This is a genomic window from Nonomuraea mesophila (genome assembly GCF_004352805.1).
GTDB classification, from domain to species: domain Bacteria; phylum Actinomycetota; class Actinomycetes; order Streptosporangiales; family Streptosporangiaceae; genus Nonomuraea; species Nonomuraea longispora.
In genome coordinates this window covers 61146-84616 of record NZ_SMLD01000020.1, presented here as the reverse complement: position 1 = coordinate 84616, position 23471 = coordinate 61146, and the positions used below count along the sequence as shown (strand labels likewise).

The following is a 23471-nucleotide window of genomic DNA, read 5'->3' as shown; positions in this document are numbered from 1 at the left end:
GGTGTGCAGGGCCTGGGCGTCGTCGGGTGCGTCGACCTGCCAGGGCTGCGTCTGCGGCCAGTGGTCCTGGCGCCAGGGGTACTCGGGATCGGTGGGGGGTGCTGCGGAAGCAGGGGTCGCCATGAGGCTCACCGGGATCATCACGATGATCGCGGGTAAACCCGTCAGCAGCTTCTTCAGGGCGTTCACGGATTGACGGTATAGAGGGATTTGTCGGAGATCAACGATCAGACGACCCCCGACGTGCCGACTCACCCGAACCGGGCCTCCACCAGGCTCAGCAGTCCTCGCAACTGCTCGCGCTGCTCCTTCGACAACACCGCGAACAACTCCTCGCCCGCCTGCCCGCGCGCCTCGCGCGCGCGCTCGGCGAGGTCACGGCCCTCCTGCGTGATGACGACCAGGGTGGAGCGGCGGTTGGCCGGATCGACCTGCCTGAGCGCCAGGCCCGACTCCTCCAGGGCGTCGACGACGGGCGTGAGCGAACGCGGCACGATCCGCAGCTCGTCGGCGAGGTGCACCATCCGCAGCGGGCGTTCGGCGTCGGCCAGCACCCGCAGCGCCCGCGCCTGGCCGGGGCTGAGCCCGAGCGGCTCCAGCCGTCGCGCGTAGCCGTGGCGGAGCCGTCTGCCGACGAGCTGGAAGAGCTCCGCGAGCTCCGTGTCTGCCATACCGACAAGCTTAGCGGTAACAACTATGAGCTAACCTCTGTTTGAGCTGACATCAGAAAGGAGCCTCCCTTGGCGGACGAACCCCGCGCGCCGCTCGGGCGCATCGCCGCGCTGTTCGGCGCCTATCGCGGCCGCCTCGCCACGGTGGGCCTGTTCATCCTGCTGTCGTCCCTGGTGTCGCTGGCCTCGCCGTTCCTGCTGCGCGAAGTGCTCGACGTGGCCATCCCGTCGAGGGACACCGGGCTGCTCGCGCTGCTGGCGCTCGGCATGATCCTCGTGGCGGTCACGACCAGCGTCTTCGACGTGCTGCAGACGCTGATCTCGACCACGGTCGGCCAGCACGTCATGCACGACCTGCGCATCGCGGTCTACGGGCACCTGCAGCGCATGTCGCCGGCGTTCTTCACGCGTACGAGGACCGGCGAGGTGCAGTCGCGCATCGCCAACGACATCGGCGGCATGCAGGCGGTGGTCACCTCGACCGCCACCTCGATCATCTCCAACCTCACCACCGTGATCGCCACCGTCGCCGCGATGCTCGCGCTCGACTGGCGGCTGACGGCGATCTCGCTCCTGCTGCTGCCGGTGTTCGTGTGGATCAGCCGCAGGGTGGGCGCGGAGCGCAGGCGCATCACCGCCGAGCGGCAGCGCAAGCTGGCCGGCATCGCCTCCATGGTGCAGGAGTCGCTGTCGATCGGCGGCATCATGCTCGGCCGCACCATGGGCCGCTCGGACCAGCTCACCGAACGGTTCCGCAAGGCCTCCGGCGAGCTGGCCGACCTCGGCGTGCGGTCGGGCATGGCCGGGCGCTGGCGGCAGTCGTCGATCCAGATCGTCATGGCCGCCATGCCCGCGATGACCTACTGGGCCGTGGGTCACACCGGCGTCATCTCGGTGGGCACGCTGGTGGCGTTCACGACGTTGCAGACCCGCCTGTTCCGCCCGGCGGTGTCGCTGCTGCGGCTGGGCGTCGAGGTGCAGAGCTCGCTGGCGTTGTTCGGGCGGATCTTCGAGTATCTGGACCTGCCGGTGGACATCCATCCCGGCACGCGCACGCTCACCGGCGTACGCGGGGAGGTCCGCTTCGAGAACGTCGGCTTCTCCTACGGCGACGCGCCCACGCTCACCGACGTGAACATCACCGTCCCGGCCGGCTCGTCGCTGGCGATCGTGGGCGAGACGGGCTCGGGCAAGACCACCCTCAGCTATCTGCTGCCCAGGCTCTACGACGTGACCGGCGGGCGGGTCACGATCGACGGGGTGGACGTACGGGAGCTGACGTTCGAGACGCTGAGCGACGCGGTGGGCGTGGTGTCGCAGGACACGCACCTGTTCCACGCCACGGTCGCCGACAACCTGCGCTTCGCCCGGCCGTCCGCCACGGACGAGGAGCTGGAGGAGGCCGCGCGGGCCGCCCGCATCCACGACCACATCGCCGCGCTGCCCGACAATTACGACACGCTCGTCGGCGAGCGCGGCTACCGCTTCTCCGGCGGCGAGAAGCAGCGCCTGGCCATCGCCCGCACCTTGCTGCGCGACCCGCCGGTGCTCGTCCTCGACGAGGCGACGAGCGCGCTCGACACGCGGACGGAACGGGCCGTACAGGAGGCGCTCGACGCCCTCGCCCGGGGCCGCACCACGATCACGATCGCGCACCGCCTGTCCACCGTCCGTGACGCGGACCAGATCGTGGTGCTCGACCACGGCCGCGTCGTCGAGCGCGGCACCCACGAGGAGCTGGTGGCCCGCGCCGGCCACTACGCCGCCCTCGTCAGCCGGGAGCGCCCACTCGAACTCGCCTGAACGACCATAAACCGTGTCTTGCCTCACATTCCGGTCTGATCGGAATCCGCTTCCCGGAACGCCGTGTTCAATCCCCCGGATCATCGTCAAGGCAAGGATCGTCCGTGTCTCCCTCCTCCCCCACGTTCAGGGCCCTGCGTCACCACAATTACCGGCTCTGGGCGGGAGCCGACATCGTCTCCGTGACCGGCACGTGGATGCAGGTGCTCGGCGTCAACTGGCTCATCCTCACGCTGACGGGCTCGGCGACCAGCGTCGGGCTGAGCCTCGTCATGCAGGCGCTGCCGACCGTACTGCTCGGCATGTGGGGCGGGGCGCTGGCCGACCGCCTGCCGAGCAGGCCCGTGGTGATCGTCGCGCAGCTCGCGCACGCCGCGCTCGCCGCCGCGCTGGCCGTGATCGCCCTGACGGGTTCCGGGTCCGTACTGCCGATCACGGGGTGGCGCTGGCCGGAGGCGTGGTCACCGCGCTGGGCGGGCCCGCGCTGGGCCGGTTCGGCGCCCAGGTGGTGCCGCCCGACGACCTGCCCAACGCGATGGCGCTCGGTTCCATCCTCAGCTCCGCCGGCCGCATCCTGGGCATGAGCCTCGCGGGGGCACTGCTCCCGTTCACCGGCAACGGCGGGCTCTTCATGATCAACGCGGCCAGCTTCTTCGTGGTGATCGCGGCGGTGGCGGCCATGCGCCGCGCCGAGTTCCACCCGCTGGCCACCGCCGAGCGGCAGCCCGGCGCCGTGCGCGACGGCCTGCGGTACGTGCTGCGCACGCCGTGGCTGCTCGTGGTGCTGGCGCTCTGGTTCGTCTCGGGCAGCGTGGGCCGCAACTTCCAGGTCACCATGGCGGCCATGAGCGCCGGCCCTCTGGACGCGGGCGCCGGCGGCTACGGGCTGCTGTCCACCGTGTTCGCCGTCGGCACGGTGCTCGGCGGCTTCGTGGCCGCCTCCCGGCCCCACCTGACGATCCGGCTGCTGCTGGTCACGGCGTTCGTGACGGGGGTCGCACAGGCGGTGAGCGGCCTGATGCCGGAGTTGTGGACGTTCGCGGCCCTGATGTTGCCGATCGCGGCGGGAGCGGTGACCGTCGACACCACCGTCTCGGCGCGGGCGCAGCTCGACAGCCCCGAGCCGATGCGCGGCCGGATCATCGCGGCGCTGTCGATCGTCAGCGCGGGTGCGGGCGCGCTCGGCGGGCCGCTGCTCGGCCGGCTCAGCGACACCCTGGGGCCCAGGGTCGCCCTGGAGATCGGCGGGGTGGCCTGCGTGGTGGCGACGCTGCTCGCGGCCGCGGCGCTGGCCCGGCTGTCGGGCCGGACGATCAGGCAGGCCGCCGGGCTGCGACCGCGGCTGGAGAACGCCTGACCGTCCTGGCAAAATCCGGGTCCCTCCACTTGCCTACATCCTCTGGTGGAGTTAACTTATAACTGAAGTTGGAGGTTAGCTCCATCGAGAGAAGCAGCGAGGGGGTTCAGAACATGCTTTTGACCTCAATCGACCCGTTCTTCCAGGAGTTCGAGCGGCAGTTCAGCCGGCTGGCGCGGCAGACCTTCGACAACGGCAGCGCCGTGATGCCCATGGACGGGCTGCGCCGCGACGACGACGTGCTGCTCCGCTTCGACCTCCCCGGCATCGACCCCGACTCCATCGAGGTCACGGTCGACCGCGGAGTGCTGAGCGTGAGCGCCCGCCGCGAGGACGAGATCGGGGAGAACGAGCGGCAGTTCGTCCGCGAGCGCCCGATGGGCTCCTTCACCCGCCGCGTCTACCTGTCCGAGCACCTCGACAGCGAGAGGATCGACGCGGGCTACGCCAACGGCGTGCTGACCGTCCGCATCCCGGTGCTCGAGCGGGCCAGGCCGCGCAAGGTGGAGATCCAGCGAGGTGAGACGAAGGCCATCAAGGCCTGACACGCGGTCCGGGGCGGGCCCCGGCCCGCTCCCGGACCACGAGGAGGCCATGATGTCCGAATTCCCTTTCGACGACGAACACGCGCCGCTCTACTCCCTCGGGCAGGTGGCGGAGATGCTCCAGGTCCAGCACGCCTTCCTGCGGCGGCTCGACCAGCACGACGTCATCAGCCCGAGCCGTTCGAGCGGCGGGCAGCGGCGCTATTCCCGCCACGACATCATGATCGTCCAACATGTCACCCGCATGACGGAAGAGGGCATGACGCTCATCGCCATCCGCCGCATCCTGGAGCTCGAACGCGAGCTCGCCGACGTGCGCCGGCAGCTCGACGAGACCCGTTCCCGGCTGAACGGCGAACGGCGGTGACCTGACGCCCGCTCTCCCCGGGCGGTCCGGAAAGGAGCATTCCGGACCGCCTGCCGGGTAGGGGGCGGATATGACCGAACAACCTCCGGACCGATACGGCTACGCCGACGAGCAGGAGATCGAGGTCGAGGAGTGGACCGACGACCTCGGCCTGCACCACGAGGTCGTCGAGGACGACCCTCAGCACAGGGACACGCTCGACGAGCGACTGCGGCGGGAGGCGCCGTCACGACTCCACGGGCCCCGGCCCAAACATCGGCTGACCCAGCCGGATGAGGGGCTCGAACCCGACACGGACGACGAGGAACTCGGTGCGGACCGGAGCGGCGACACCGACGACCTCTCGGCGGAGGAACGCGCCGTCCGCATCGACCTCGACGAGGACCTCCCCTGAGGGGTAAGGCCGTGCCTGGGATCAGGCGAGAAGCCTCAGCGCGGGCAGCAGGGCGTGCAGGTCGCCGACGATCACGTCGGCGACGGCGGCCTGCGGGCGCTCGGCGTGCAGGTGGCCCCATGGGCCGCGCCTGAGCAGCGCGGTCCGCATGCCGGCCGCCCTGGCCGGCAGCACGTCGTTGTCGAGCCGGTCGCCGACGTAGAGGATCTCGGCGGGCTCGCGGCCCGCGACCGCGGCGACCTTGGCGAAGAAGCCGGGCTCCGGCTTGGCTACGCCCCACCCGTCGGAGGTGTGCACGGAGTCGGCCGGCAGGTCCATGGCGACGAGCGCGTCGTAGGCCCGCTCCGGCTGGTTGCCCGCGATGACCACCTGGTGTCCGGCCGCCCGGATGGCCGCCAGGGCCCCGCGCACGTCGGGGTAGAGGTCGTCGGCGTCGAAGGTGTTGCGCATGCCATGGGGATCGTCACGCTCCCACGCGGCTTCCTCCCTGGCGGGGTCGAAACCGGGGCGTACGAGCTCGAAGGCGTCACTGTGCGGACGGTCCAGCGCAGCCATCCCCCCGAGCGCGCCCATCAGCGTGAACGGGTCGACGCCCAGCCGCCCGGCCCAGCGCGACCAGATGCGCGCCTCGCTGATCAGCGTCTCGCCGACGTCGAACACCACAGCCTTGATCATCGAACCCCCCGTCGCGCCATGTAGGTCCCGGCGGACCACCTCACAAGGGATTTTTCCATGAGTACGTCGCGTGGCACATCCGTGATCATGGCGTGAGCTTCTCCATCGCCTTGGCGATGCGTTTCTCCGACACCGGGGTCGGCGTGCCCAGCGTCTGGGCGAAGAAGCTCACCCGCAGTTCCTCGATCATCCACCCGATCTCCACCACGTCGGGATCGTCGCTCCGGGCCGGACGGAGCTTCTGGCGCAGGTCGTGATAGTCGTCCTCGACCTTGTGCACGCGGTCCATCCACTCCTGGTCGCGCCACGGGTCCTCGGGGAGCTTCGTCAGCCGGCGGTCGATCGCGCGAAGGTAGCGCAGGACGTCGGACAGCCGCCGGTGACCCGTGGCGGTGACGAACCCCGGGTGCACGAGCCGGGCGAGCTGGTCGCGTACGTCGTCGGTCGCCGCGCTCTCCCGCAGCGAGCCCAGTCGGACGCCCGCCGCGTGCCAGACGCTGAGGATCTGCTCCACTTTCCCCAGCACGTCGGCCGAGGTGTCGTAGAGGTGGGCGCGTACGTGCTGGTAGAGGCGGTCGAAGCCGGCAGGGTCCCAGGCCGGGCCGCCCATGTCGCCCATGAGCTTGTCGACGGCCGCGTGGACCACGTCGTCGAACAACGCCACCGCCCCGCCGTGCGGGCTGCGCGAAAGGGCCAGCTTGGCCTGGTTGGACAGGCCGCCGAGCAGCGACTTGGCCGGGTTGGTGACGTTGAGCAGGAGCAGGCGACGCACGCCGGGCCAGTGGGAGCGGCGCTGCTCCGCCTCCGTGTCGAAGATCTTGATGGACACGGAGTCGCCCGCGTCGACCAGCGCCGGATAGCCCTTCATCCGGCCCTGCTCGAACACCTTGGGCAGCGTGCCGAAACTCCAGGTGTGCAGGCCCGTACGCTCCAGGTCGTCGCCCGCCTCCGACAACGTCCGGCGCAGGCGCGGCGCGAGGCGGCGCTTCAGCGCGTCGAGGTCTTTGTCCTCGGCCACCGTGCGCCTGCGCTCGTCGATCACCCGGTAGGTGATGCGCAGGTGGTCGGGCACCTGGTCGAGCTGCCAGGCGTCGCGCGGCACCCGGATGCCGGTCAGGCGCAGCAGTTCGCGCTCGACGGCCTCCAGCAGCGGCTCGCCACCCGGTGCGGCCCCCTCCAGCACCTGCTTGGCGTAGTTGGGGGCGGGCACGAAGTTGCGGCGCAGGCTTTTCGGCAGCGACCTGATCAGCGCGGTGATCAGGTCTTCGCGCAGGCCGGGGATCTGCCAGTCGAAGCCGTCGGAGCTGACCTGGTTGAGCACCTGGAGCGGCACGTGCACGGTCACGCCGTCGGCATCGGCTCCCGGCTCGAACTGGTAGGTCAGCTTCATGCGCTGGCCGAGCTGGCGCCAGGTGTCGGGATAGTCGCGGGTGCTGACGTCGGCGCCCTCGTTGACCAGCATCTCGGGCGAGAACGTGAGCAGGTCGGGCTGCTCGTGCCTGGCCTTCTTCCACCAGGAGTCGAAGTGGCGGGCCGAGACGACGTCGGCGGGCACCCGCTGGTCGTAGAAGTCGAACAGCGCCTCGTCGTCCACCATGATGTCGCGGCGCCTGGCGCGGTTCTCCAGCTCCTCGACCTCTTCGAGCAGCCGGCGGTTCTCCTTGAGGAACTTGTGGTGGGTGTCCCAGTCGCCCTCGACGAGCGCGTGCCTGATGAACAGCTCGCGCGACAGGTCGGGGTCGATGCGGCCGTAGTTGACCTTGCGCCCGACGACCAGCGGCACGCCGTACAGGGTGACCTTCTCCAGGGCGATGACGGCGCCCTGGTTCTTCTCCCAGTGGGGCTCGGAGTAGGTGCGCTTGACGAGGTGCTGGGCGAGCGGCTCGACCCAGTCCGGCTCGATCTTGGCGTTGACGCGCGCCCACAGGCGGGAGGTCTCGACCAGCTCGGCCGACATGAGCCACTGCGGCTGCTTCCTGGCCAGGGACGAGCCGGGGAAGATCGCGAAACGGGCGTTGCGGGCACCGAGGTATTCCTGGATCGGCCTGCGGCCGTCCTGGTTGCGCTTCTCCATGACGTCCTTGACGCCGATGTGCGACAGCAGCCCGACGAGCAGCGACGTGTGCACCTGCTGGGGGTCGGCCGGCCGGCTGCCGGGCTGGGCGCCCAGCGCCTGGCGGAGCTGGCTGTAGATGTCCTGCCACTCGCGGACCCGCAGGTAGTTGAGGAACTCCGCCTTGCACAACCGGCGGAACGCGCTGGACGACAGCTCCTTCTGCTTGTCGCGCAGGTAGTTCCACAAGTTGAGGTAGGCCATGAAGTCGGACTCGGGGTCGGCGAAGCGGCGGTGCTTCTCGTCGGCCTGCTGCTGCTTGTCGGAGGGCCGCTCGCGCGGGTCCTGGATGGACAGGGCGGCGGCGATCACCATGACCTCGCGCAGGCAGCCGTTCTTCTCCGCCTCCAGCACCATGCGGCCCAGGCGCGGGTCGACGGGCAGGCCGGCCAGCTTGCGGCCGACGGGCGTGAGCTTGCCGTGGGCGTCGAACGCGCCCAGCTCGTGCAGCAGGTTGACGCCGTCCTTCACCTGCCGGCGGTCGGGCGGCTCGACGAACGGGAACGCCTCGATGTCGCCCAGCCCGATGGAGGTCATCTGCAGAATGACCGAGGCGAGGTTGGTGCGCAGGATCTCGGGGTCGGTGAACTCGGGCCGGTTGAGGAAGTCCTCTTCCTCGTACAGGCGGATGCAGATGCCGTCGGAGGTGCGGCCCGAGCGGCCCTTGCGCTGGTTGGCGCTGGCCTGCGAGACGGCCTCGATCGGCAGGCGCTGCACCTTGGTGCGGTGGCTGTAGCGGGAGATGCGGGCGTAGCCGGGATCGACGACGTATTTGATGCCGGGGACCGTGAGCGAGGTCTCGGCCACGTTGGTCGCCAGCACGACACGGCGTCCGGTGTGGCGCTGGAAGACGCGGTGCTGCTCGGCGGCGCTCAGCCGGGCGTAGAGCGGCAGGATCTCGGTGTTACGGAACTCCGCCTTGGTCAGCGCGTCGGCGGCGTCGCGGATCTCCCGCTCGCCCGACAGGAACACCAGGATGTCGCCGGGCCCCTCGCCGATCAGCTCCCTGCAGGCGTCGACGATGCCCTGCGTCTGGTCGTCGTCATCGTCGAGCGGGCGGTAGCGCACCTCGACCGGGTAGGTGCGGCCGGAGACCTCGATGATCGGCGCGTCGTCGAAGTGACGGGAGAACCGCTCGGGGTCGATCGTCGCGCTGGTGATGACGACCTTGAGGTCGGGGCGCTTGGGCAGCAGCTGTTTCAGGTAGCCGAGGATGAAGTCGATGTTGAGGCTGCGCTCGTGGGCCTCGTCGATGATGAGGGTGTCGTACTGGTCGAGCATGCGGTCGTGCTGCAGCTCGGCCAGCAGGATGCCGTCGGTCATCAGCTTGACCAGCGTGCGGTCGCCGGCCTGGTCGGTGAAGCGCACTTTGTAGCCGACGACGCCGCCCACCTGGCCGTCGCCGGCGCCGAGCTCGTCGGCGATGCGCTCGGCGACCGTGCGGGCGGCGATGCGGCGGGGCTGGGTGTGGCCGATCAGCCCGCGCACCCCCCGGCCCAGCTCAAGGCAGATCTTGGGGATCTGGGTGGTCTTGCCGGAGCCCGTCTCGCCGGCGATGATCACGACCTGGTGGTCGCGGATGGCCTCGAGGATGTCGTCCTTGCGCTGCGAGACCGGCAGGTTCTGCGGATAGGTCACCTTCGGTACGGCTTCGCGGCGGCGTACCAGCCGCTGCTCGGCTCGCTCCACCTCGGCGAGGATGTCCGCGACGATCTTGTCGCGCGCGTCGCGTGAACGCACCCGGCGCATGCCGTCGAGCCTGCGCCGCAGCCGCCGCTCGTCGCGGGGCATGAGGCCGGGCAGGCGGGACTGGAGGTCGGCGAACGGAGTGGAGGACAACGAAGACGTTCCCATACTGCTTTCAGGATATTTGAGCCCCGCGTCCCCGGAGCCAACCGCCCATGGTGCCCGACCGCGCCCGCCCGCGCATCCCAATATCCCGGCGCGCCTCAGGACGGGAGGGGTGCGGCGGCGCAGGCCGCGCCGATGATGCCGGCCTCGTTGCGGAGGTCGGCGGGCACCACCGGAGTGTCGAGGGTGATGTGCGGCAGGAACTTGCCGGCCTTCTTGCTCACGCCGCCGCCGATCACGATCAGTGAGGGCGTGAAGAGCATCTCGACGTAGCGCAGATACTCCTCCACCCGCCCGGCCCACTCCTTCCAGCTGAGGTCCCGCTCCTCGCGGACCTGCGCCGACGCCCGGTGCTCGGCGTCCTTGCCGCGCACCTGCAGGTGCCCGAACTCGGTGTTGCGGACGAGCCGCCCGTCGGCGAACAGCGCGCTGCCGATGCCCGTGCCGAAGGTGAGCACGAGCACGGTCCCCTGCCGGCCCCTGCCCTGGCCGAACGTCATCTCCGCCATGCCGGCCGCGTCGGCGTCGTTGAGCACGGTGGCCCCGCCGAAGAGCGCGGCCGCGTCGACGCCCTCCCAGGAACGGTCGACGTTGGCGGCCGTCAGGACGACGCCGTCCACCACCACGCCGGGAAAGGTGATGCCGACGGGGCCGCTCCAGCCGAAGTGTTTGACGATCGACGCGACCACGTCGGCCACCTCGCCGGGGGTGGAGGGCTGGGGCGTCGGAATGCGCAGACGTTCTTCTGTCAGCCTTCCGGCTTCCGTGTCGACGGGCGCGCCCTTGATGCCGGAACCGCCGATATCGATGCCCAACACGTTCATGTTCGTTCTCTCCCCGCGTGTTGCGGGAAAACTCCCGCGTCGCCATTTTCCGGACCTGACTGAACCCGTTTACCGCCCCCCGCGTATCTCGCGTCACAAGCGCTAACTAGGAGGCAACGGATGCGGCCACGCATCATCACACTCTGCGCTGTTGCGGTCGTTCTGGGAGCGACTCTCACCACTCCCGCACACGCCACCACCAGGACGCGTTTCGACGTCATCAACCTTGTGTCGGACGTCAAGGGCAAAGCCCCTGTCACCGACCCCAAGGTCGTCAACCCGTGGGGCCTGGCCATGGGCAAAACTCTGTGGGTGTCCAACACCGGCACCGGTACGGCCACCGTCTACTCCGGCACGGGCAAGAAGGAGAAGACGGAGGTGGCCATCCCGGGCGGAGCCCCGACGGGTCAGGTGTTCAACCCCGGCGACGGCTTCACCGTGAAGGGCAAGCCGGCCACGTTCATCTTCTCCAGCCCGAGCGGCGCCATCACCGGCTGGAACGCGGAGGCCGACCCGGCCAACGCGATCATCGCGGCGTTCACCCGCGGCGCCGACTACAAGGGGCTGGAGCTGGCCGAGACCGACGACGGAGCCTTCCTGCTGGCCGCCGACTTCGCCGGTGGGCGCATCCACGCCTTCGACGAGGACTTCGAGCGCATCCGGCTGTCGCGCTGGCAGTTCAGGGACAAGGCGGTCCCCTCGACCTACAAGCCCTACAACGTCGCCGTCGTCAACGGCAACGTCTGGGTGGCCTACGCCCTGCGCGACAAGGCCACCGGCAAGCCCGTGTTCGGCAAGGGCAAGGGGTTCGTGAGCCGCTTCGACGGCAACGGGCGGCTCACCGGGCGCATCTCCAGAGTCGGGCTCAACGCCCCCTGGGGGCTGACCGCCGCGCCGAAGGGCTGGGGACAGTACGCCGGGGCGCTGCTGGTCGGCAACTTCGGCGACGGGACCGTGCACGCCTACAAGAGCGGCCGTCACCTGGGCGCCCTGCGCCAGTCGAACGGCAGGACGATCGTGCTGCCCGGCCTGTGGGACCTCGAACCCGGCACCGCCGCCACCGGCGGCGAGAAGGCCCTGTGGTTCTCCGCCGGCATCGACGGCGCCAAGCACGGCCTGATCGGCGTGATCGCGCCGCAGGGCACGAAGGTGTCCTCGTCGAACACGTCGAAGGGCTCGTCGGGCACTCCCGCCCCCCGGTCGTCCAAGAGCCCGTACGGAGGGTACTGACCGGGCGCACTCCCCCGCCCCCGCCTGACCGGTCGCGCAGGTCGCCGGCCTGGGCGGGGGCAGCCCCGTCCCAACCGGCCCCGCCTCAACCCAGTACGGCCGCAAGGTCCCGGTGACCGCGGTAGTGCACGGCGGTCATGCCGAGCGCCCTGGCGGCCTCCACGTTCTGCAGCCGGTCGTCGACGAACAGGCAGCGTCCGAGCTCTGCCCCGGCGCGCTCCGCGGCGATCTCGTAGATGCGCCGGTCGGGTTTGGCCACGCCGACCCTGGCGCTGCTGACCACGTCGTCGGCGAAGCCCGTGAGCCCCAGCTGGTCGAGGTGTTGTTCCAGGGTGTCCATCGCGTTGGTCACGATGACGACGGGCACCTGCTGCCGCGCCCTGGACAGCAGCGCCCTGACCTCCTCGTCCACCCAGAAGCGGATGCTCATGAACTCCCCGACGGCCTGGCGGGCCCGCTCGTCCCCGCCGAGCGCCACGGCGATCGACTCCGCCCACTGGGCCTCGGTGACGTGCCCGAGCGTCGGCGGCATGATCAGCTCGGGGTCGAAGGCCGTCTTCATCAGGGGCAGGCCGTAGCGGGCCTCGATGTCGGCCTGCGCGGCGTGGTCGAAGTGGCGCAGCACGCCGTCGAGGTCGGACAGGACAGCGTCAAAGGGGAACACAGTCCCTCATTGTGCCGTGTGCGCCGTCCTCGCCAGTAGCCATGACTTTTCCGGCGCCGCCGAAGGTGCTCGGGTAACGGTCGGCACTACCATCTCCGAGACAGGATTCGGTATCGGAACGGTAGGGCATGGACGATCTCCGGCTGCCACGCGAGCTGTGCGCACTGTTCGCCGACGGTGGCAGGGGGCGCGGGCTGCCCGCCGGGCTCCCGCCTGGCGACGTGGTCTGGCCCGATCCCGCCTACACCCGGCAGGGCGAGGCGGCGCGGCCGGCGTTCTGGATGAGCGACGACCCGGCGACGGGCGAGGACTGGGCGCTGCTGCGGGCCTGGCACGCGCACAGCGGCCTGTGGCCGGTGCTGCTGGACGAGTCGGCGCAGCCGTGGGCGGTGGGGCAGGTCGTGCCGGACGATCCCCGCCAGATCGATCACTTCACCGCCGAGGGGTTCATGACCGAGGTGTGGGAGGAGTGGGTGGCGCAGATGCCGAAGGAGGCGCTGGACGAGCTGGAGCCGTACGGCGCCATCTGCCCGGGCATCGCGGCGCCCGGGGTGCTGAAGGCCGATCCCGGGGCGGTGGCCGACTGGCTGGCGGGCGAGCTGGCGGCCAAGGGGATGCCGCTGGGCCTGGTCGCCGCCGGCCGGGGCGCGGACGCCCTGGCCGTCATGGGCTGGCAGGGCGCGCTGCACCACAACGAGTGGATGGTCCCGCTGGCGGCGGTCGTGCGCAGCTGGGAGGACCGGTTCGGGGCGCGCGTGGTCAGCGTCGGGTTCAACACGCTCGACCTGAGCGTGGCGGCGCCGCCGGACGACCCCGAGCACGCCCTGCACGTGGCGGCGGAGCACTGGGCCTTCTGCCCGGACAACGTCGTCCAGGGGCCGGGCGATCTGCAGGGCTATGCCGAGCAGATCATGGGGCGGCACGCGTGGTCCTTCTGGTGGGACTGAACCGGCGTCACGGTCGTTGCCGCACCGTCGGGTTCACGCGGTGGAGAAGCCGGCGCGGGGCCGGCCCAATCGTGGGTACGGCGGCATCGCCGCGGCACCCGTACCCGGGACGCGGCGGGCCACGGGTCCGGTGAGGCGGCGCGGCCCGTGCCGGCGCCTTCCGTGCCCTCGGCGCCGGGGTCCGGCGCCGCTCCGTCCAAGGGCCCGGCCGGCGGAGAAGCCGGGCCCTGTGTGGCCGCCTCCGTGCCGCCGTCGCCGCTCTCACGGCCGGCCTCACGGGATGCGCGCCACGGCGCCGTAGGTGCCGGACGAACTCGGTTGGTCGACACAGGCGCTCTCGTGGCCGTCGGGCCGCCATTCCGGGACCCACACCAATCCCGGATCCACCAGCACCAGACCTTCGAGCAGCGCCTCAACCTCCTCCCTCGTACGAATCGCGTGCCCGGGCAGCGTCATCGCCAACAGGTCGTGTATGGCGGGCAGCAGCTCCGGGGGGATCGCGTCGAACGTGGTCTGCAGCAGCGACAGGTAGCTCCGTTCGGGAACGGCCTGCCTGATCCGCTTGATCACGTAGTGGAAGAACTCGTCGTCGTTCAGGCTGTGGGTCGACAGCAGCAGCACGGCCATGGGCCGGTCCCAGTCGAGGAACGTCTGCATGACCCTGTCATCGAGGATGTCGTCGATCTCGCGTACGTCGCCCTCTACGACGCGTACGAGGTCGGTGACGGGCTCGATGGTCGCCCTCGCGCCGGCGAGCACCATCGGGTCGTTCTCGACGTACACCACGCGCGGCGCCGAGCCGTCCAGGGCGTCGCGGGCGATGTCGTGCAGTTGCCTGCCGGGCGGCAGGCCGCTGGGGACACCACTTCCGACGATCACGAACTGGTCCACACCCACGCTCGCCAGATGACGGACCACACGGCACAGATAGTGGAGCACGGCCCGTGCGGCCGTCGTCGTGATCGGGGCTGCCTGGTCGTACCGGCGTACCGCGTCACGGTCCGCCACGAAGTTGTTCTTTCCACCTGCGGCGGCGTCGAGAATACGGGTGATCCTTGCTTGGGTCGGCTCCAGCTTCGCCAGGTTTCGGATGGCACGCTGACGCATTGAGTGTTGCCCCTTTCCCCTCGCCCACTATCTCGGGAAAAGCTGTCCTTTCGGACCCCACTCGATGACCCACACCATATGATCCTCGCTACGGAGCAGATGACAACACGAAAAGCCATTAGTTTTCGGTATATATGCGTTACCCTGCCTCGCACATAATGATCATTTACGCGGGAAAGAGATCATTTTCCCAGTGAACGCGAAAGTCGTTCACGATGGGAATTCAGCACCTCGAAGGTCTCCTCGCGGGTGGTCGTCGTCACCGACAGCTTGGTGAAGGCCTGGTGGTACGACTCCACCGCGCCGGCCTCGGTGACCAGCTCGTCGGACTCGATGCCGTGGGCGCACGCGATGTCGGCCTCGAACTCCTCGGCGAAGCGCCAGATGGTGAACGGGCCGGTGCGCGGCACGTACGCGGGGTCCTCCATCGGCACGACGTGCAGCGAGACGTTGGGCCGCTTGGCGTGGTCGAGCAGCAGGTCGAGCTGGTGGAGCTGGACGTGCGGCCCCGCGATGGAGCGGGCCAGCACGCTCTCGTCGACGATCGCCCACACCACGGTGCCGCTCTGGTCGGCCATGGCCTCCTGGCGGGCCAGCACGAGGGCGAGCGCCTCGTCGACCGTCCGCTGCCCGAGGATCGCCGGCCCGGCCGCGGCGATGGAGGCCCGGGCGTAGTCGTCGGCCATCAGCAGCGGCGGGACGAACTGGTTGTGGTAGGTGCGGATCACCGTGGCGCGTTGTTCGAGCGCGTACGCGGCGGCCAGCCAGACGGGCACCGAGTGCGCGTCGTACCAGGCGGTCTCGCGCTCGCCCCTGGCCAGCGCCATCACGTAGTCGCGGACGGGCGGGGCGGTGACGCCGTAGACGGTGAGCAGGCGCTCGGCCGTGATGGGCGCCGGCGCGATGCGGCCCTCCTCGATGGCGGGGATCGCGGCCGCGCCCTTGCCGAGCGCGGTCTCCACCTGCTCGACGGAGAGCCCGGCGGCCCGGCGCAGGGCGTGCAGCCGCTTGCCGAGCGCCCTGCGCTGCGGATCGCTCAGCGGCGCCGCCGCGTCGGGGATGCCGGCGGCGGGCGCGGGCTCGTCGGACAGACCTTCGGCCCTGCGGGCGAGCTCGACCACGCCGTGCAGGACGGCGAGCGAGCCCTCCGACAGGCCGGAGACGGACCGGCCGAGGGTGGCCGCCCGCACCTGGAGCTCCCCCACGGTGCCGGACTCCAGGTAGTCGTCGCCCACCAGCCAGCCGACGCTCACCTGCAGGCAGGACGCCAGCGCCCTGAGCACCTGCAGCGTCGGGTTGGTCTGCTTGCCCGTGCGCAACTGGCTGACATAGGCACGCGTGATCGGAATGCCCGCCTCCGTCAGAGTGGAGGCGACCTGCGCGCCGGTGAAGCCGCGCTTGGTCAGCGCGAGATCGAGCCGTTCGGCGAAGTTCGCCACGGCACACCTCCTACCGCCCGTGAACTTTTCCAGCGTAAGGGACGGGAGCCCCACTGTCCCCTGCCACGCGGGCAAGCTCTGCCCAGCGAGCAGGTATCAACTTATGCGCAAACTGTCAGTTGACACAGCCCCCTCCGTCAGCAGACTATCGGAGCGAATGGAAAGTGAGACTTAACAGCCAGGTGGTTCTGGAAGAGAGTCCTCGACGAGGAGGTGGCCGGACGTGACCATGGATACCTCGGGCAGTTCCTGGTTCCAGGAGGATCCGGCCCCGAGCAGGCAGGAGCAGGTGGTCCAGCGCATCTGTGCACGCCTCGCCGGTTCCGGCGTGCACGTCGCGAGCCTGCCGCTCGGCGGTGTCCAGGTCTGGCTCGAAAGCCCTCGTCACCGCTGGCGCTTCTACCACCGGATGGCCCGCGAGCTGCGGCTGGCCGGCTGGCACACGGAGACGGGACCTGATCGGCTGCTGTTGCTCGGGTGGAGTGCGGTCTGCCTGAGCCACCGGGCCAGGATGCTGCGGGCGGCCCTGGCGGGACGGCTGGCCGACTTCGACAGGACGGCGTTCACCGCCGTCATGATCGCCACCAGGCTGAGCCACAGCGGTTTCCCCGCCAGGGACCTTCCCGGCGAGGTGGAGGCCCGCTGCGGCGACGCCCTGCGCTGGCCCGCCCGGCTGGCCGACCTCGACGGGCTCGAACGCGGGTCGTCGCTGGAGCCGCTGCGGCTCAGGCTGGCCCAGGTGGCCGGGCTGGAGGCCAAGGTGGCCCGGCGCTGCGGCGAACATCTCGCCCTCGCCTCGAAGGTCGCGCGCACGGTGGCCGGCGGTGCGGCGCCGGCCGGGTCGCACCCATGGGAGCCGGCCGACTCCGGCTCCTCCACGGCGGGGCTGACGGAGCGCATGGTCGGCGTCAGCGTCCCCAACAGCGTCCCCGACCGGGCTCTGAGCGCGGGAACGGCCCGATGAGGCGGGCCTTCCCTTCCGGCGGGCCGGGCGTCACGGCGCTCGGTACGCCCCGTCACTGCCAGGACGCGGCGGTGGTCGTCACGACCGCGTCCCGGCAGGCCTCGACCGGTGGGCGGCCGGTCAGAGGCACCTGTGCGCCGGCCCCGGCGCTTCCTCGCCCCTCCGGCATCGTGCGGCACGTGCCCGACCTAGTCGGCGCGGTGCTGTTGACCAGCGCGGTAGCGGCTGGCGTGCTGGTCAAATCGAGGGGTTGCGCCTGGGGTCGGTATACGTCGCGTCCGCCGTACCAGGCGGGCGCATCCGCGGGGCCGCGCGTGAGGTCGTCCACGACCTCACGCCGGCACCGCGCGAACGCGGCAGGCCCTCCGGCGAAGGCGGCGACCCCGGTCGCCCGTCCCCGCCGGCGAGCCACCGCGCTCGCCGCCACCGGCACGGAGGCGGTGCGGGGTGGGGAGATCGGCGTGACGGGCGCCACGGTACTGATCGACCGGCCGTTTCTGAGGCCGGCGCCCAGGCACGCCTCCGTGCGGGTGGCCGTTCCACCGGCCACCGTCCTGCTCGCCGCCACGGCGCTGGTGCGGGTCGCCGTGGCGTCGGGCCATGAGAGCGAACTCGATGTACAAGGTCAACGACCCGCCAACGACAGGAGCGATCATGCTCACCGATGAACTGCGCAGGCCGCAGCCGCACGAAGTGCACGCCCGGGGCGTACGGCCCGGCGCGCCGCCGCCGTCCTGGGGCGAGGACCAGGACGACGTTCCGCCGCCGCCGGAGCCGGCGCGCAGCGTGCACCGGCTGCGCCGCATCCGGCAGGTGTCCGTCCAGGCCATCACGGAGATCGACCAGGCCCTGAGGCACCGCGCCCAGTGACCTTCCCGCCTTCCCCTCGCAGGAGGAACCCCATGCGCACCGTCGTCGCCCCCGGACCCGCACGTCGCGGGGGGGTGCAGTGAGCCGCGGCAGGGTCGGGGTGATCGTGGCACCCGCGAACCCCTCCGCGGAGCCCGAGCTGACCCGTCTGCTCGGGTCGCGTGCCGACATGCACGTCACCCGCTTCCCCGTCCAGAACCCGATCCCGGCGGCCCGGCACCCGCTGTCCAACGGGCGCCCCAAGCCCGCGCTGGCCGAGCGGCTGGAGGGCTACAACAAGGCCCTGCCCGCCATGGTGCACGCGTTCGACGGCCTGCCGCTGAGCGCGATGGTCATGGCCTGCAGCGAGCCGCGGTACCTGCTCGACCCCGACCAGGACCGCGAGCAGTGCGACGAGCTGACGGCCAGGACCGGAGTTCCGTTCGCCTCCGCCACGCTGGCGGCGCGGGAGGCGATGGAGCACCTCATGGTGAGCGACATCGCCCTGGTCTCGCCGTACCAGCCGTGGTTGACGGAGCTGGCCGAGCGGTTCTGGAAGAAGGCCGGGATGACCGTCACCCAGGTGGTGCAGGTCCGCGCGGCGGGCGGCTACTCGCCGTACACGGTGACGCCGGCCGAGCTGATCAGGCAGGTCGAGCTGGCGGACCTGCCGGGCGACGCCGCGCTGCTGTTCACCGGCTCGGGAACGGCCACGCTGCCCGTGCTCGGGCCGCTCAGCACCGGGAACGACCGGGTCCTGCTGACCTCCAACCTCTGCACGGCCTGGTGGGCGCTGTCGCGGGCCATCGGCCGGCCGGTGACGCTCAGCCGCGTCCCCTACCGCCGCCACATGGCCGCCTCGCACGGGGCGCGCGTGGGAGGCGTGGCATGAACGGCGTCATCGTGGTCGGCGCGGGCCCCGCGGGGCTGACCGCGGCGCTCTCCCTGGCCAGGGCGGGCATCCCGGTCACCGTGCTGGAGAGCGGGAAGGAGCTCAACAGGCAACCGCGGGCGTGCACCTTCCATCCGGCCACGCTCGACCTGCTCGAAGGCCTCGGCGTCGCCTCCAGGCTCGTCGCGGAGGGCCGCGTCGTCGACCGCGTGCAGTGGCGCGACCGGTCCGGGATCGTGCTGGCCGAGATGGGCATGAACCGGCTGGACGGCCTGACCAGGCACCCGTTCAGGATCCACGCCGATCAGGCCTCGCTGACGCGGCTGCTGCTGTCCGCCCTCAGCGCCCACCCGGACGTGGACGTGCGGTTCGGCACCCACGTGGACGGTGTGGCGGAGGGCGGGACAGGGATCCGGGTCCGCGTCGGCCACACCTGGACGCGGGCCCGGTACATGATCGCCGCCGACGGCGCGCACAGCACCGTGCGCGGCTCGCTCGGGCTGCCGTTCCCCCGGTCCACCTATCCGACGCAGGCACTGCGGGTGTTCACCGACTCGCCGCTCGACCGGCTGCTGCCGAGCCTGGCGCCGCTGACGTACGTGCGCGATGTGCAGCAGTCGTGCACCCTGCTCGGGCTGCCCGACCACTGGCGGATCATCTTCAAGATCCCCTGTGACACGCACGAGCCGCTGTCGCAGGCCAACCTGTCCCTGCTGGTCCGGCGGGCGCTGCCGGGTGCCAGCGAGCCCATCCGCGTGACGGGTGCCGACCGGTTCGCCCTGTCGAGGGGGGTGCTGACCTCGTACCGGTGCGGGCGGGTGTTGTTCGTGGGCGACGCCGCGCACCTGACCTCGACGGTCGGCGGGCTCAACATGAACGCCGGCATCCACGACGCCGTCGAGCTCGGCCAGGTGGTCGCGGCGGTGATCCGCGGCTTCGCCCAGCCCGCCGCGCTGGAGGCGTGGGCGTGGCGGCGGCGCTCGGTGCTGCTGCAGCGCGTGGTGCCCCGCGGGCAGACGCGGCCGGCGGGCGTGCGGGAACACGACAGCGCCCGGCTGGAGGCGGCCATGGCGGGGCTGCGGGCCATCGCCGGCGACCCGGAGGCCACCCGCGCCTACCTGGCGCAGGCCTCCCTGCTGGACACGGTCCCCAACTCCGCCGGGAGGTCATGAGCGTGCCCCTGTGACCTCGTGCTCCCGCGTACCGACCGAGGAGGTGTGACACCCGATGTGGCGAACCCTGTCAGACGACGCGCGCCAGGCCGTACGCGACCTGTGTGACAAGCACGGAGCCCGTCTCTACGACTACTGCCGCACCGAGCTCGCCGCGGGCGACGCCGAGCAGGCGGTCGCGGGCGCGGCGCTGACGGCGCACCTGTACGCGGACCGGGTGGGGGATCCCGGCCTGCGCCGCCCCTGGTTGTACGCGGTGGCCCGCGCGCACCGCGCGGTGGTCGCCAAGCCGGCCAGCATCGGCTCGTGGTCGCGTCCCGGCCGCATGTCCGAACTGCTGCCCGAGGCGCTGCTGTCCCTGGAGCGGCCGCAGCGCGAGCTGCTCGACCTGTCCGTACGCCACGGCCTGTCGGACACCGAGCTGGCCGTGCTCTTCGAGATGGGCGAGAGCGAGGTCCGCGCCACCGTGGCGGAGGCCGGGGCCGGCCTGGAGGAGTGGTTCGCCGCGATCATCGCCGCGCGGGCTCCCGACGGCTGCCCCGATCTGACCTCGCGGGTGGCGGACTGGGTCAGCGCGCCCGGCCGCCGCGCCAGGGCCAGGATCGGCCGCCACATCCAGTCCTGTGCGACCTGCCGGGCCGCGCCCAGGACCGTGACGGCGGCGGCGCTGTTGCGCCGGCTGCCGATCGCGGCACTGCCCGGCACACTTCCCAGCCGGCTGGCGTCGGCGCAGCCACTGCCTGGCGAGGGGCCAATCTGGCGGGCGGACGGCTTTCCTGTGCAGGCCCGCACACTGGTGGAGTCCGGCTCCTCGCCGCCTCCCCCGGTCGCCGACGCCACGCCATCCGTCCCGGTCGCCGACCCCACGACGGCGACCTCGGGAAAGCCCTGGTCGGCGGCGGGCGCGGCCGCCGCCGACCAGGAGCCTCCCATGGACGGGCTGCCCCCCGCGCCGGCCGTGCGCGGGCGGCACCCGTTCACCCCGCCGAGCCGGACGCGGGCCTTCCGCGGCGGCGCGGGCAACGACAAGCTGGTCTACAGCGCCGTCATCAGGGGTGACGGCAACGGGGCGTCGCACGGTGACGGCGCGATCATCCGGTACGGCGGGATCCCCCTCAACGGCGCCGTGCACGGTCCTGCCAACGGGCGCGCGAACGGCCACACGAACGGTTCCTTGAACGACCCCTTGAACGGCCCCTTGAACGGCACTGTGAGCGGCCCCTTGAACGGCTTCGTGAACGGTTCCGGCGGGGACGGCGGCCAGGAGTTCTGGCGCGACCGGTCCGAGGACGACGATCCCGAGGCGGGAGCGCCGGTCAGGATCGTGGTCAGGCTCGCCCTGATGGCCGGTGTGGGGCTGCTGACGGTGGGGCTGATCTGGGCCCTCATGAACGTGGGCGGGCAGCAGCAGGCCGTGATCACCAAGGCCGCCGCGCAGCCGGACGTGCACCTCGCCGAGCCAGGCCACCCGGCCGCCGGCACGCAGCCGCGACCTTAGCCGGGACGCGGGGCCTCCGGTCGCAGCCGGCGAGCACGCACCGATCGTGGCCGGCGGGCCCCGGGTTCCCTGAGGAACCCGAGGCCGGCCGGAGGGCTAGAAGAAGTGGAAGCCGGGCTCGGGCTCCGGCAGGTCCACCCGCTCGGGGCCGCGGAACCTGGCCGTGTCCTTCGGTACGTCGGTCAGCGGCGTCCCCAGCACGAACGGCACGACGACGCGGCTGCCCGCCAGGTCGACGGTGACGTTGGCGCCGGTGCCGCTCTCGTCGCTGTAGGTCGCGTCGGTCCCGGCGATCACCAGGCCGATCCTGTGGCCCTTCCTGAACGTGTAGTCCTGCGGCAGCGTCAGCCACTTCACCGTGCCGTACGTGCCGACGGGCAGCGGCTTGGCGTGGCTGAGCGAGTGGCGGTTCTGCACGTCGATCCAGCCCCGGGCGACGATCTCGAGTGGCCGGGTGGCCACGTTGGTGACGGTCTTGCGGTAGCAGGCGTCGTCGGCCTCGGTGCTCTCGCCGTGGCAGTCCTCCTCGGTGAGCGTGGTGATGCCCTGGCCGCGCCGCCAGTCGACGCGGGGCTGCTCGCCGAAGTCCACCAGCAGGGCGGTGAGGTTGGAGGTGGGTTCGTCCAGCTTGACCCGCAGGTCGGCGGTGGGCGTACCGGACAGGCGCAGGTCGAGCGGGAGCGGCCCGGTGGTGAACGCGACCCGGCCGGGGTTCGCCGTGCCGATCTCGGCCACCATGTCGTTCTCGCTCATGGCGACGTCGGTGAAGGAGGCCGTGCTCTTCCTGGGGGCGCGCTTGAGCCCGAGCGTCCCGTCGGGGGCGGGCCGCAGCGAGGCGTTGAGCGCGAACGGCGCCGGCCAGTCGCGCTGGGTGATCCACCGCGCCGGGCCGATCTCGACGTCGGCGCGGGGCTCGCGGGTGATTCCGTTGCGCACGCCGTGCAGCCAGTGGTCGAACCAGCGGTGCAGCGTCTCCACCCACAACGTCCTGCGGCCCTCGAAGTCGAACGGGTCCACGTGCTGGGTCTGGCCGACCCAGATCTTGCGGGGCACGTTCCTGTCGGCCAGCGCCTTCCACCAGGTGGAGAAGTTGTCGGGCTTGACGTTGAGGTCGTTGACCGTGTGCACGACGAAGACGCTGGCCCTGACCTTGGACACGTCGCCGAGCAGGCCGTCGATGTAGTCGCGCTCGGCCCAGAACCGGTTGTGGTCGCCGGTGTCGTCGCCGTCCTCGGCGTCCATCCGGTCGCGCACGGCCTGGCACTTGGCGGCGGGGTCGGTGTCGATGTAGCCGGCCAGCCAGGAGGCGTAGTCGTGGTTGTAGATGACGCCGTTGGAGCGCTGGTACTTGTACCAGGAGCTGATCGCCGAGATGGGCACGATGGTCTCCAGGCCCTTCACGCCGGTGGCCGCGACGGCGTTGGCGAGGGTGCCGTCGTACGACTTGCCGATCATGGCGGCCTTGCCCGTCGTCCAGTCGGCCACGGCCGGGGTTCCGTCGGCCCTGAACGCCTTGGCGCGGCCGTTCAGCCAGTCGATGACGGCCTTGCCGCCCAGCACGTCGGCCTTGCCGCCGATGTCGGGGCAGCCCTCGGAGCGGGTGGTGCCCAGCATGTCGACGTTGAGCACGGCGTAGCCGCGGGGGACGAAGTAGTTGTCATAGAAGAGCGGAAATTTAGCGACATTTCCGGCTTCGTCGTATTCCTTGCGCTCCCCTTCGTTGCCACGGCCGGAGTTGTCGTAGTACGGGCTCTCGTCGATGACCACCGGCACCTTGAGCCGGGGGCCGGACTCCTTGGGCCTGATGATGTCCACACGGACCTTGTCGAGGGCGCCGTCCTGGTCACTGTCGACCGGGGACTCGACGTACACGTGCTCGCGGACGGCGTCCGCGTAGGAGAAGACCGGTTGCGTACGGCCGTTCTCGACGGTGATCGCGGGAGTGGCGGCCGCCTGGGCCGGGGTCGCGACCGCCAGGGTGAGGGCGACGGCGACGAGGGCCGGGCGTAATTGTGACACGCGTGACCTCCGGGGGAATTGACCAAATAACCTGCAATCTCGCAGACAGCGGGGAACCTGACAAGATCTCCGAGCATCGGGTGCGGATCC

General features: G+C 71.0%; 21 protein-coding genes and 1 pseudogene. 13 read left to right on the top strand and 9 right to left on the bottom strand.

Features of this window, described 5'->3' with window-relative positions; all coding sequences use genetic code 11:
• Both E1295_RS10960 and E1295_RS10955 read right to left on the bottom strand, forming a co-directional pair.
• A partial coding sequence (locus E1295_RS10960) for a hypothetical protein (RefSeq protein ID WP_132630135.1) occupies positions 1–189 on the bottom strand: 189 nt, incomplete at its 3' end.
• A gap of 62 nt (positions 190–251) precedes the next feature.
• The gene (locus E1295_RS10955; protein ID WP_132630134.1) at positions 252–671 is read right to left on the bottom strand and encodes a MarR family winged helix-turn-helix transcriptional regulator; all 420 of its coding nucleotides are present in this window, start codon (positions 669–671) and stop codon (positions 252–254) included.
• Positions 672–740: 69 nt separating this feature from the next.
• Between E1295_RS10955 and E1295_RS10950 the strand changes: the two genes are divergently transcribed.
• The 5 genes and pseudogenes from E1295_RS10950 (at position 741) to E1295_RS10930 (ending at position 5137) form a co-directional block, all read left to right on the top strand.
• Positions 741–2474 (top strand): ABC transporter ATP-binding protein, encoded by a 1734-nt coding sequence (locus tag E1295_RS10950; RefSeq protein ID WP_281284730.1) that lies wholly within the window; start codon positions 741–743, stop codon positions 2472–2474.
• 104 nt (positions 2475–2578) lie between these two features.
• Positions 2579–3831, top strand: a pseudogene (locus tag E1295_RS10945) (MFS transporter).
• A gap of 113 nt (positions 3832–3944) precedes the next feature.
• Complete coding sequence (locus E1295_RS10940; protein ID WP_132630132.1) at positions 3945–4376, top strand: Hsp20/alpha crystallin family protein; 432 nt, start codon at positions 3945–3947, stop codon at positions 4374–4376.
• 52 nt (positions 4377–4428) lie between these two features.
• Complete coding sequence (locus E1295_RS10935) at positions 4429–4743, top strand: MerR family transcriptional regulator (RefSeq protein ID WP_246079967.1); 315 nt, start codon at positions 4429–4431, stop codon at positions 4741–4743.
• Positions 4744–4813: 70 nt separating this feature from the next.
• Complete coding sequence (locus E1295_RS10930; protein WP_132630130.1) at positions 4814–5137, top strand: DUF5709 domain-containing protein; 324 nt, start codon at positions 4814–4816, stop codon at positions 5135–5137.
• A gap of 21 nt (positions 5138–5158) precedes the next feature.
• Here the strand turns inward: E1295_RS10930 and E1295_RS10925 are convergent, their stop codons facing one another.
• From E1295_RS10925 to ppgK, 3 genes are all read right to left on the bottom strand, one after another.
• Complete coding sequence (locus tag E1295_RS10925; protein ID WP_132630129.1) at positions 5159–5812, bottom strand: HAD family hydrolase; 654 nt, start codon at positions 5810–5812, stop codon at positions 5159–5161.
• Between the two features lie 85 nt (positions 5813–5897).
• Positions 5898–9779 (bottom strand): ATP-dependent RNA helicase HrpA, encoded by a 3882-nt coding sequence (hrpA, locus tag E1295_RS10920; protein WP_132630128.1) that lies wholly within the window; start codon positions 9777–9779, stop codon positions 5898–5900.
• Between the two features lie 95 nt (positions 9780–9874).
• Positions 9875–10600, bottom strand: a complete 726-nt coding sequence (ppgK, locus tag E1295_RS10915) for a polyphosphate--glucose phosphotransferase (RefSeq protein WP_132630127.1) — start codon at positions 10598–10600, stop codon at positions 9875–9877.
• A 120-nt stretch (positions 10601–10720) separates the two neighbouring features.
• Here ppgK and E1295_RS10910 point away from each other — a divergent pair, with 120 nt between their 5' ends.
• The gene (locus tag E1295_RS10910) at positions 10721–11830 is read left to right on the top strand and encodes a TIGR03118 family protein (protein WP_132630126.1); all 1110 of its coding nucleotides are present in this window, start codon (positions 10721–10723) and stop codon (positions 11828–11830) included.
• Positions 11831–11915: 85 nt separating this feature from the next.
• On the opposite strand, the gene E1295_RS10905 is transcribed toward E1295_RS10910, so the two are convergent.
• Positions 11916–12494: an HAD family hydrolase gene (locus E1295_RS10905; protein WP_132630125.1), complete on the bottom strand. Its 579-nt coding sequence runs from the start codon at positions 12492–12494 to the stop codon at positions 11916–11918.
• A gap of 128 nt (positions 12495–12622) precedes the next feature.
• Between E1295_RS10905 and E1295_RS10900 the strand changes: the two genes are divergently transcribed.
• Entirely contained in the window at positions 12623–13441 is an 819-nt protein-coding gene (locus tag E1295_RS10900) for a DUF4253 domain-containing protein (protein WP_132630124.1), read from the top strand.
• 273 nt (positions 13442–13714) lie between these two features.
• Here the strand turns inward: E1295_RS10900 and E1295_RS10895 are convergent, their stop codons facing one another.
• A complete protein-coding gene (locus E1295_RS10895; RefSeq protein WP_132630123.1) occupies positions 13715–14548 on the bottom strand; it encodes an SAM-dependent methyltransferase in 834 nt (277 codons plus the stop codon).
• Between the two features lie 182 nt (positions 14549–14730).
• Positions 14731–15987, bottom strand: coding sequence for a helix-turn-helix domain-containing protein (locus E1295_RS10890; RefSeq protein WP_132630122.1), 1257 nt, complete (start codon positions 15985–15987; stop codon positions 14731–14733).
• A 223-nt stretch (positions 15988–16210) separates the two neighbouring features.
• Between E1295_RS10890 and E1295_RS10885 the strand changes: the two genes are divergently transcribed.
• The 6 genes from E1295_RS10885 (at position 16211) to E1295_RS10860 (ending at position 21362) form a co-directional block, all read left to right on the top strand.
• Positions 16211–16951 carry a hypothetical protein gene (locus E1295_RS10885; protein WP_132630121.1) on the top strand — a complete coding sequence of 247 codons (741 nt, stop codon included), beginning with the start codon at positions 16211–16213 and terminating at the stop codon, positions 16949–16951.
• 314 nt (positions 16952–17265) lie between these two features.
• Positions 17266–17619 (top strand): hypothetical protein, encoded by a 354-nt coding sequence (locus tag E1295_RS10880; RefSeq protein WP_132630120.1) that lies wholly within the window; start codon positions 17266–17268, stop codon positions 17617–17619.
• The gene (locus tag E1295_RS10875; RefSeq protein WP_132630119.1) at positions 17606–17821 is read left to right on the top strand and encodes a hypothetical protein; all 216 of its coding nucleotides are present in this window, start codon (positions 17606–17608) and stop codon (positions 17819–17821) included. The genes E1295_RS10880 and E1295_RS10875 overlap by 14 nt, the downstream gene beginning before the upstream one ends.
• Before the next feature lie 79 nt (positions 17822–17900).
• Positions 17901–18692, top strand: coding sequence for a maleate cis-trans isomerase family protein (locus E1295_RS10870; protein WP_132630118.1), 792 nt, complete (start codon positions 17901–17903; stop codon positions 18690–18692).
• Positions 18689–19864 carry an FAD-dependent oxidoreductase gene (locus E1295_RS10865; protein WP_132630117.1) on the top strand — a complete coding sequence of 392 codons (1176 nt, stop codon included), beginning with the start codon at positions 18689–18691 and terminating at the stop codon, positions 19862–19864. The genes E1295_RS10870 and E1295_RS10865 overlap by 4 nt, the downstream gene beginning before the upstream one ends.
• A 55-nt stretch (positions 19865–19919) precedes the next feature.
• Positions 19920–21362 carry an RNA polymerase sigma factor gene (locus E1295_RS10860; protein ID WP_132630116.1) on the top strand — a complete coding sequence of 481 codons (1443 nt, stop codon included), beginning with the start codon at positions 19920–19922 and terminating at the stop codon, positions 21360–21362.
• Between the two features lie 96 nt (positions 21363–21458).
• Here the strand turns inward: E1295_RS10860 and E1295_RS10855 are convergent, their stop codons facing one another.
• Positions 21459–23381 (bottom strand): Xaa-Pro dipeptidyl-peptidase, encoded by a 1923-nt coding sequence (locus tag E1295_RS10855; RefSeq protein WP_132630115.1) that lies wholly within the window; start codon positions 23379–23381, stop codon positions 21459–21461.
• Positions 23382–23471 lie beyond the last annotated feature (90 nt).

Bases quoted from the DNA above. Each gene is read 5' to 3' on its own strand.
- E1295_RS10925 (WP_132630129.1), bottom strand. From the start codon at position 5,812: ATGATCAAGGCTGTGGTGTTCGACGTCGGCGAGACGCTGATCAGCGAG.
- E1295_RS10895 (WP_132630123.1), bottom strand. From the start codon at position 14,548: ATGCGTCAGCGTGCCATCCGAAACCTGGCGAAGCTGGAGCCGACCCAA.
- E1295_RS10860 (WP_132630116.1), top strand. From the start codon at position 19,920: ATGTGGCGAACCCTGTCAGACGACGCGCGCCAGGCCGTACGCGACCTG.
- E1295_RS10930 (WP_132630130.1), top strand. From the start codon at position 4,814: ATGACCGAACAACCTCCGGACCGATACGGCTACGCCGACGAGCAGGAG.
- hrpA (WP_132630128.1), bottom strand. From the start codon at position 9,779: ATGGGAACGTCTTCGTTGTCCTCCACTCCGTTCGCCGACCTCCAGTCC.
- E1295_RS10900 (WP_132630124.1), top strand. From the start codon at position 12,623: ATGGACGATCTCCGGCTGCCACGCGAGCTGTGCGCACTGTTCGCCGAC.
- E1295_RS10875 (WP_132630119.1), top strand. From the start codon at position 17,606: ATGCTCACCGATGAACTGCGCAGGCCGCAGCCGCACGAAGTGCACGCC.
- E1295_RS10935 (WP_246079967.1), top strand. From the start codon at position 4,429: ATGTCCGAATTCCCTTTCGACGACGAACACGCGCCGCTCTACTCCCTC.
- ppgK (WP_132630127.1), bottom strand. From the start codon at position 10,600: ATGAACGTGTTGGGCATCGATATCGGCGGTTCCGGCATCAAGGGCGCG.
- E1295_RS10910 (WP_132630126.1), top strand. From the start codon at position 10,721: ATGCGGCCACGCATCATCACACTCTGCGCTGTTGCGGTCGTTCTGGGA.
- E1295_RS10955 (WP_132630134.1), bottom strand. From the start codon at position 671: ATGGCAGACACGGAGCTCGCGGAGCTCTTCCAGCTCGTCGGCAGACGG.
- E1295_RS10865 (WP_132630117.1), top strand. From the start codon at position 18,689: ATGAACGGCGTCATCGTGGTCGGCGCGGGCCCCGCGGGGCTGACCGCG.
- E1295_RS10940 (WP_132630132.1), top strand. From the start codon at position 3,945: ATGCTTTTGACCTCAATCGACCCGTTCTTCCAGGAGTTCGAGCGGCAG.